The sequence below is a fragment of the Roseateles saccharophilus genome, assembly GCF_004342485.1.
Lineage (GTDB): Bacteria > Pseudomonadota > Gammaproteobacteria > Burkholderiales > Burkholderiaceae_C > Pelomonas > Pelomonas saccharophila.
The window spans coordinates 52,730-59,427 of the sequence record NZ_SMBU01000032.1 but is presented as its reverse complement, the minus strand read 5'-3'; the positions used below and the strand labels follow the sequence as shown (position 1 = coordinate 59,427).

General features: G+C 67.3%; 3 protein-coding genes and 1 pseudogene. All 4 read right to left on the bottom strand.

All coding sequences use genetic code 11. The features are described 5' to 3' along the window. Positions 1-349 (bottom strand): annotated as a pseudogene (locus EV671_RS20785) (hypothetical protein); the annotation flags it as partial. 61 nt (positions 350-410) lie between these two features. Further along, entirely contained in the window at positions 411-2,198 is a 1,788-nt protein-coding gene (gene lpdA, locus EV671_RS20780; protein ID WP_132575340.1) for a dihydrolipoyl dehydrogenase, read from the bottom strand. 15 nt (positions 2,199-2,213) lie between these two features. Further along, the gene (gene aceF, locus EV671_RS20775) at positions 2,214-3,863 is read right to left on the bottom strand and encodes a dihydrolipoyllysine-residue acetyltransferase (protein ID WP_132575337.1); all 1,650 of its coding nucleotides are present in this window, start codon (positions 3,861-3,863) and stop codon (positions 2,214-2,216) included. 18 nt (positions 3,864-3,881) lie between these two features. Then, entirely contained in the window at positions 3,882-6,593 is a 2,712-nt protein-coding gene (gene aceE / locus EV671_RS20770; RefSeq protein WP_132575335.1) for a pyruvate dehydrogenase (acetyl-transferring), homodimeric type, read from the bottom strand. Positions 6,594-6,698: the final 105 nt, after the last annotated feature.

Here is a 6,698-nt window from a genome sequence, read left to right as displayed (position 1 = left end):
GTGCGAGTCCCGTCCAATTCTTCGCGAGACAGCAGCCTTGACTCAACCTCGAATAGCTTGGGATCGCGAGCCGAAATCTACGCGGGACGTAACACTCGATCTCGTCGACCTGCTGTTGCAGCACCTTCAGGTGCTCGAGCAGTCGCTGGATGAGCAATCGAAAGGAGCCGGGCAACTCGTTCTCCGCATCCTCGATCAGCGCCGGCACGCGTTGAGCGATGTAGGCGATCCCCTGCGGCACCACCAGGCCGTACTCCCCGAGCAGGCCCCGAATCTGGTTGGCTTGCGCAGTGCGGGCCTTCACGAAGGCCTGGCGGACGCGGTGCAGTGAGAGTACCGACTGCTGCTCGAAAAAAAGCTCCTGGCCGCCGGGCGGCACAGGAGCTTTCAGGCAGGAGGCCGGCTCGTGCTCAGCGTGCCGGCTTGCGCACCGGCGGCACGTCCGTGCAGGAGCCATGCGCGACCTCGGCAGCCATGCCGAGCGACTCGCCCAGCGTCGGGTGCGGGTGGATGGTCTTGCCGATGTCCACCGCGTCCGCGCCCATCTCGATGGCCAGCGCGATCTCGCCGATCATGTCGCCGGCATGGGTGCCGACGATGCCGCCGCCGATGATGCGGTGGCTCTCCTCGTCGAAGATCAGCTTGGTGAAGCCTTCGTCACGGCCGTTGGCGATGGCGCGGCCCGAGGCGTTCCAGGGGAACAGGCCCTTGGTGATCTTGATGCCCTTGGCCTTTGCCTCGTCCTCGGTGATGCCCACCCAGGCGACCTCGGGGTCGGTGTAGGCCACGCTCGGGATCACGCGGGCGTCGAACTGGCTCTTCCTGAGCTTGTCCTCGCCCAGCAGTTCGCCGGCGCAGACCTCGGCCGCCACATGGCCCTCGTGCACCGCCTTGTGGGCCAGCATGGGCTGGCCGACGATGTCGCCGATGGCGAAGATGTTGGCGACATTGGTGCGCATCTGCACGTCGACCGGGATGAAGCCGCGGTCCGTCACGACGACGCCGGCATTCTCGGCGGCGATCTTCCTGCCATTGGGCGTGCGGCCCACGGCCTGCAGCACGAGGTCGTAGCGCTGCGGCTCCTTCGGGGCGCCCTCGCCTTCGAAGCTCACGTAGATGCCGTCCGGCCGGGCTTCGGCCGCCACCGTCTTCGTGTTCAACATGATGTTGTCGAAGCGGTGCTGGTTGAACTTCTGCCAGACCTTGACGAGGTCGCGGTCGGCGCCGGTCATCAGCGTGGGCAGCATCTCGACGACGTCCAGGCGCGCACCCAGCGTCGAATAGACCGTGCCCATCTCCAGGCCGATGATGCCGCCGCCGACGATCAGCATCTTCTGCGGCCTCACGCCCATCTCCAGCGCGCCGGTCGAGTCGACGATGCGCGGGTCGTCCGGCAGGAAGGGCAGGCGCACGGCCTGCGAGCCGGCCGCGATGATGAGGCGCTTGAAGGCGACGGTCTGGGTCGTGCCGGTCTTGGCCTGGCCCGTACCTTCGGTCGCCTCGACCTTGAGGTGCTGGGCATCCAGCAGCGCGCCATAGCCGCGCAGCACGGTGACCTTGCGCATCTTGGCCATCGCGGCCAGGCCGCCGGTCAGCTTGCCCGTGACCTTGTTCTTGTGCGTGCGCAGTTTGTCGATGTCGACGGTGGGGGCCGCGTAGGCGATGCCCAGGTCGGCCATGTGACCGACCTCGTCCATGACCGCCGCGACGTGCAGCAGAGCCTTGGACGGGATGCAGCCGACGTTCAGGCAGACGCCGCCCAGCGTCGCATAGCGCTCGACGATCGCGACTTTGAGGCCGAGGTCGGCGGCGCGGAAGGCGGCCGAGTAGCCGCCGGGGCCGCCGCCGAGAACGACGAGGTCGAAGGCCTGGTCGGCACTGCCGGTGTAGCTTGCAGCAACCGGAGCCGGCGCCGCAGCCACGGGCGCCGGAGCGGGCGCCGGAGCGGGCGCCGCGGCGCCCTCGGCCTCCAGCGCCAGGATGACCGAGCCCTTGCTGACCTTGTCGCCCAGCTTGACCTTGATCTCCTTGACGACGCCAGCGGCGGACGAGGGAATCTCCATCGAGGCCTTGTCGCTCTCGACGGTGATCAGGCTCTGCTCGACCTTGACGCTGTCGCCGGCCTTGACCAGCAGTTCGATGACGCCGACTTCGTCGAAATCGCCGATGTCGGGAACTTGAACTTCAATGATCGCCATGAGTTCAGCTCCCGATCAGAGTGCGATCCGACGGAAGTCGGACAGCAGGCTGGCGAAGTAGACGTTGAAGCGCGCAGCCGCGGCGCCGTCGATGACGCGGTGGTCCCAGCTCAGCGACAGCGGCAGGATCAAGCGCGGCACGAAGGCCTTGCCGTCCCAGACCGGCTCTGTCGAGCTCTTGCAGACGCCCATGATGGCCACTTCCGGCGCGTTGATGATGGGCGTGAAGTACTTGCCGCCGATGCCGCCCAGCGACGAGATCGAGAAGCAGCCGCCGCTCATGTCGGCCGGGCCCAGCTTGCCGTCACGCGCCTTCTTGGCCAGCTCCGACATCTCGGCGCTGATCTGGAAGATGCCCTTCTTGTCGGCGTCCTTGATGACGGGCACGACGAGGCCGTTGGGCGTGTCGGCCGCGAAGCCGATGTGGAAGTAGTTCTTCAGCACCAGCGTGTCGCCGTCGAGGCTGCTGTTGAACTCGGGGAACTTCTTCAGCGCCGCGACGGCCGCCTTGATCATGAAGGCGAGCATCGTGACCTTGATGCCGGCCTTCTCGTTCTCCTTGTTCAGCTGCACGCGGAAGGCTTCGAGCTCGGTGATGTCGGCATCGTCGTGGTTGGTGACGTGCGGAATGACGACCCAGTTGCGATGCAGATTGGCGCCCGAGATCTTCTTGATGCGCGACAGCTCCTTGCGCTCCACCGCGCCGAACTTCTCGAAGTCGACCTTGGGCCAGGCGAGCAGGTTCAGGCCCGTGCCGCCACCGGCGGCAGCCGCGGGGGCGACGGCCTTCTGCGCGCCGGTCTGCACCGCGCCGGCCATGACGGCCTTGACGAAGCCCTGCAGGTCGGCTTCGGTGACGCGGCCCTTGGCTCCGCTGCCCTTGACCTCGGCCAGCGGCACGCCCAGTTCGCGCGCCAGCTTGCGGATGCTGGGCGAGGCGTGGGGCAGCTGGCCCGTGGGGGCCGTGGGCTGGTGGGCGGGCAGCGCAGCAGCCACGGCGGGGGCGGCAGCCGCGGCCGGCTGGGCCTGTGCGGCGGCGACCGGAGCGGGTGCCGCGGCGGCAGGCACCGGCACAGCAGCGCTGCCGGCAGCCTTCACGCGTGCCAGCGCCGAACCCTTGCTGACCTTGTCGCCGATCTTGACCAGCAGCTCCTCGACGACACCGGCCGTCGAGGACGGAATCTCCATCGAGGCCTTGTCGCTCTCCACCGTCACCAGGCTCTGTTCGACCTTGACGGTGTCGCCGACCTTGACGAGCAGCTCGATGACGGCCACCTCGTCGAAGTCGCCGATGTCCGGCACCTCGACGGTGACCGAGCCACCGGCGGCGACCGGCGCGGGCGCCGCAGCGGCAGGCGCCGGGGCGGGCGCGGCCGGCGCAGCAGCGGCGGCTACCGGAGCGGCGGCCGGAGCGGGCGCAGCCGCGCCTTCGCTCTCGACGACGACGAGCAGGCTGCCCTCGCTGACCTTGTCGCCGACGGCGACCTTGATCTCCTTGACGACGCCTGCCGTGGACGACGGAATCTCCATCGAGGCCTTGTCGCTCTCCACCGTCACGAGGCTTTGCTCGACCTTGATGCGGTCGCCCACCTTGACGAGCACCTCGATGACGCCGACTTCGTCGAAATCGCCGATGTCGGGAACCTTGACTTCAACCATTGCCATGTCTTGTCTCCCTCGGCTTCAGGCGTAGAGCGGGTTGATCTTGTTGGCGTCGATGCCGTACTTCGCGATGGCCTCGGCCACACGCGCCATCGGGATGGCGCCGTCATCGGCCAGCGCCTTCAGCGCGGCGACGACGATGTAGTGGCGGTTGATCTCGAAGTGCTGGCGCAGCTTGGAGCGGAAGTCGCTGCGGCCGAAGCCGTCGGTGCCCAGCACCTTGTACGAACGGCCCTTGGGCACGAAGGCACGGATCTGCTCGGCATAGTTCTTCATGTAGTCGGTCGACGCGATGACCGGGCCGGTCGTACGGCCCAGCTGCTGCGTGACGAAGGGCACGCAGGCCAGCTCGGTCGGGTGCAGCAGGTTCCAGCGCTCGGCGTTCTGGCCGTCGCGGGCCAGCTCGTTGAAGCTCGGGCAGCTCCACACATTGGCGCCGACGCCCCAGTCCTCCTCCAGCAGCATCTTGGCGACCTGGCTCTCGCGCAGGATGGTGCCCGAGCCCAGCAGGTTGACGCTGATCGTCTTGCCGGCGTCGGCTTCTTCCAGCAGGTACATGCCCTTGAGGATCTGCTCCTCGGTGCCGGCCTTCAGGCCCGGCATCGGGTAGTTCTCGTTCAGCAGGGTGATGTAGTAGAAGACGTTTTCCTGGTCCTCGACCATGCGCTTCAAGCCGCGCTGCATGATGACCGCCACCTCGTGCGCGAAGGTCGGGTCGTAGCTCACGCAGTTGGGGATGGTGCCGGCCAGGATGTGGCTGTGGCCGTCCTCGTGCTGCAGGCCCTCGCCGTTCAGCGTCGTGCGGCCGGACGTGCCGCCGAGCAGGAAGCCGCGGGCCTGCATGTCGCCGGCGGCCCAGGCCAGGTCGCCGATGCGCTGGAAGCCGAACATCGAGTAGTAGACGTAGAACGGGATCATGATCCGGTTGCTCGTCGAATAGCTCGTGGCCGCCGCGATCCAGCTGGCCATGCCGCCGGCCTCGTTGATGCCTTCCTGCAGGATCTGGCCGGCCTTGTCCTCGCGGTAGTACATCACCTGGTCCTTGTCGACCGGGGTGTAGAGCTGGCCCTTGGGGTTGTAGATGCCGATCTGGCGGAACAGGCCTTCCATGCCGAAGGTGCGGGCCTCGTCGACGAGGATGGGCACGACGCGCGGGCCGATCTCCTTGTCGCGCAGCAGCTGGGTCAGGAAGCGCACATAGGCCTGGGTCGTCGAGATCTCGCGGCCCTCGGCGGTCGGGTCGAGCACGGCCTGGAAGGTGGCCAGCTCGGGCGTCTTGAACTGCTCGTCGGCCTTGGCGCGGCGGTGCGGCAGATAGCCGCCCAGGGCCTGGCGGCGCTCGTGCAGATAGCGCATCTCGGGCGTGTCTTCGGCCGGCTTGTAATAGGGCAGCTTGGGCAGCTCGCTGTCCGGCACCGGGATGTTGAAGCGGTCGCGGATGTACTTGATGTCCTCGTCCGTCAGCTTCTTGGTCTGGTGGACGGTGTTCTTGCCCTCGCCGGCCTTGCCCATGCCATAGCCCTTGACGGTCTTGACCAGCAGCACGGTGGGCTGGCCCGTCGTGTTGTTGTGGGCGGCGTGGAAGGCGGCGTAGACCTTCTCGGGCTCGTGGCCGCCGCGGCGCAGTTCGAAGACCTCCTCGTCGCTCATGTGGGCGACGAGCTTGGCGGTCTCGGGGTATTTGCCGAAGAAGTGCTTGCGGACGTAGGCACCGTCATTGGCCTTCATGGCCTGGTAGTCGCCGTCCAGCGTCTCCATCATCAGCTGCTTGAGCTTGCCGGTCTTGTCGCGCGCCAGCAGCTCGTCCCAGCCCTTGCCCCAGACCAGCTTGATGACGCTCCAGCCGCTGCCGCGGAACTCGCCTTCGAGCTCCTGGATGATCTTGCCGTTGCCGCGCACCGGGCCGTCCAGGCGCTGCAGGTTGCAGTTGACGACGAAGACCAGGTTGTCCAGGCCCTCGCGCGCCGCCAGGCCGATGGCGCCCAGGCTCTCGGGCTCGTCCATCTCGCCGTCGCCCATGAAGGCCCAGACCTTGCGGTTCTCGGTGTTGGCGATGCCGCGGGCGTGCAGATACTTCAGGAAGCGCGCCTGGTAGATGGCCATCAAGGGGCCCAGGCCCATCGAGACGGTCGGGAACTGCCAGAAGTTGGGCATCAGCTTCGGGTGCGGATAGCTGGACAGGCCGTGGCCGTCGACTTCCTGGCGGAAGTTGTCCAGTTGATCCTCGGTCAGCCGGCCTTCCAGGAAGGCGCGGGCATAGATGCCGGGCGCGCTGTGGCCCTGGATGTAGAGGCAGTCGCCGCCATGGCCCTCGCTCTCGGCATGCCAGAAGTGGTTGAAGCCGGCGCCCAGCATCGAGGCCAGCGACGCGAAGGAGCCGATGTGGCCGCCCAGGTCGCCACCATCCGCCGGATTCAGGCGGTTGGCGCGCACGACCATGGCCATCGCGTTCCAGCGCATATAGGCGCGCAGGCGCTTCTCGATCTGGATGTTGCCGGGGCAGCGCGCCTCGGCCGAGGCCTCGATGGTGTTGACGTAGCCGGTCGTGGCCGAGAACGGCAGGTCGATGCTGTGCTGGCGGGCGTGCTCCAGCAGTTCCTCGATCAGGAAGTGGGCGCGCTCCGCGCCCTCGCGGTCGATGACGGCCGAGAGGGCGTCCAGCCACTCCTTGGTCTCTTGCGGATCGTTGTCGTTCGCGGCGGCGCCGAGAAACTCTTGCGGCTGGGCTGACATGGCCGGTCTCCTAGTGAATTCCGCCTCTTTCGTGCGGAAGTGGCTGTTCTAACAGGGGCAAGACGCAGGACCTCGGTCCGCGAGCGGCCGCAGTGTCTCACAGGC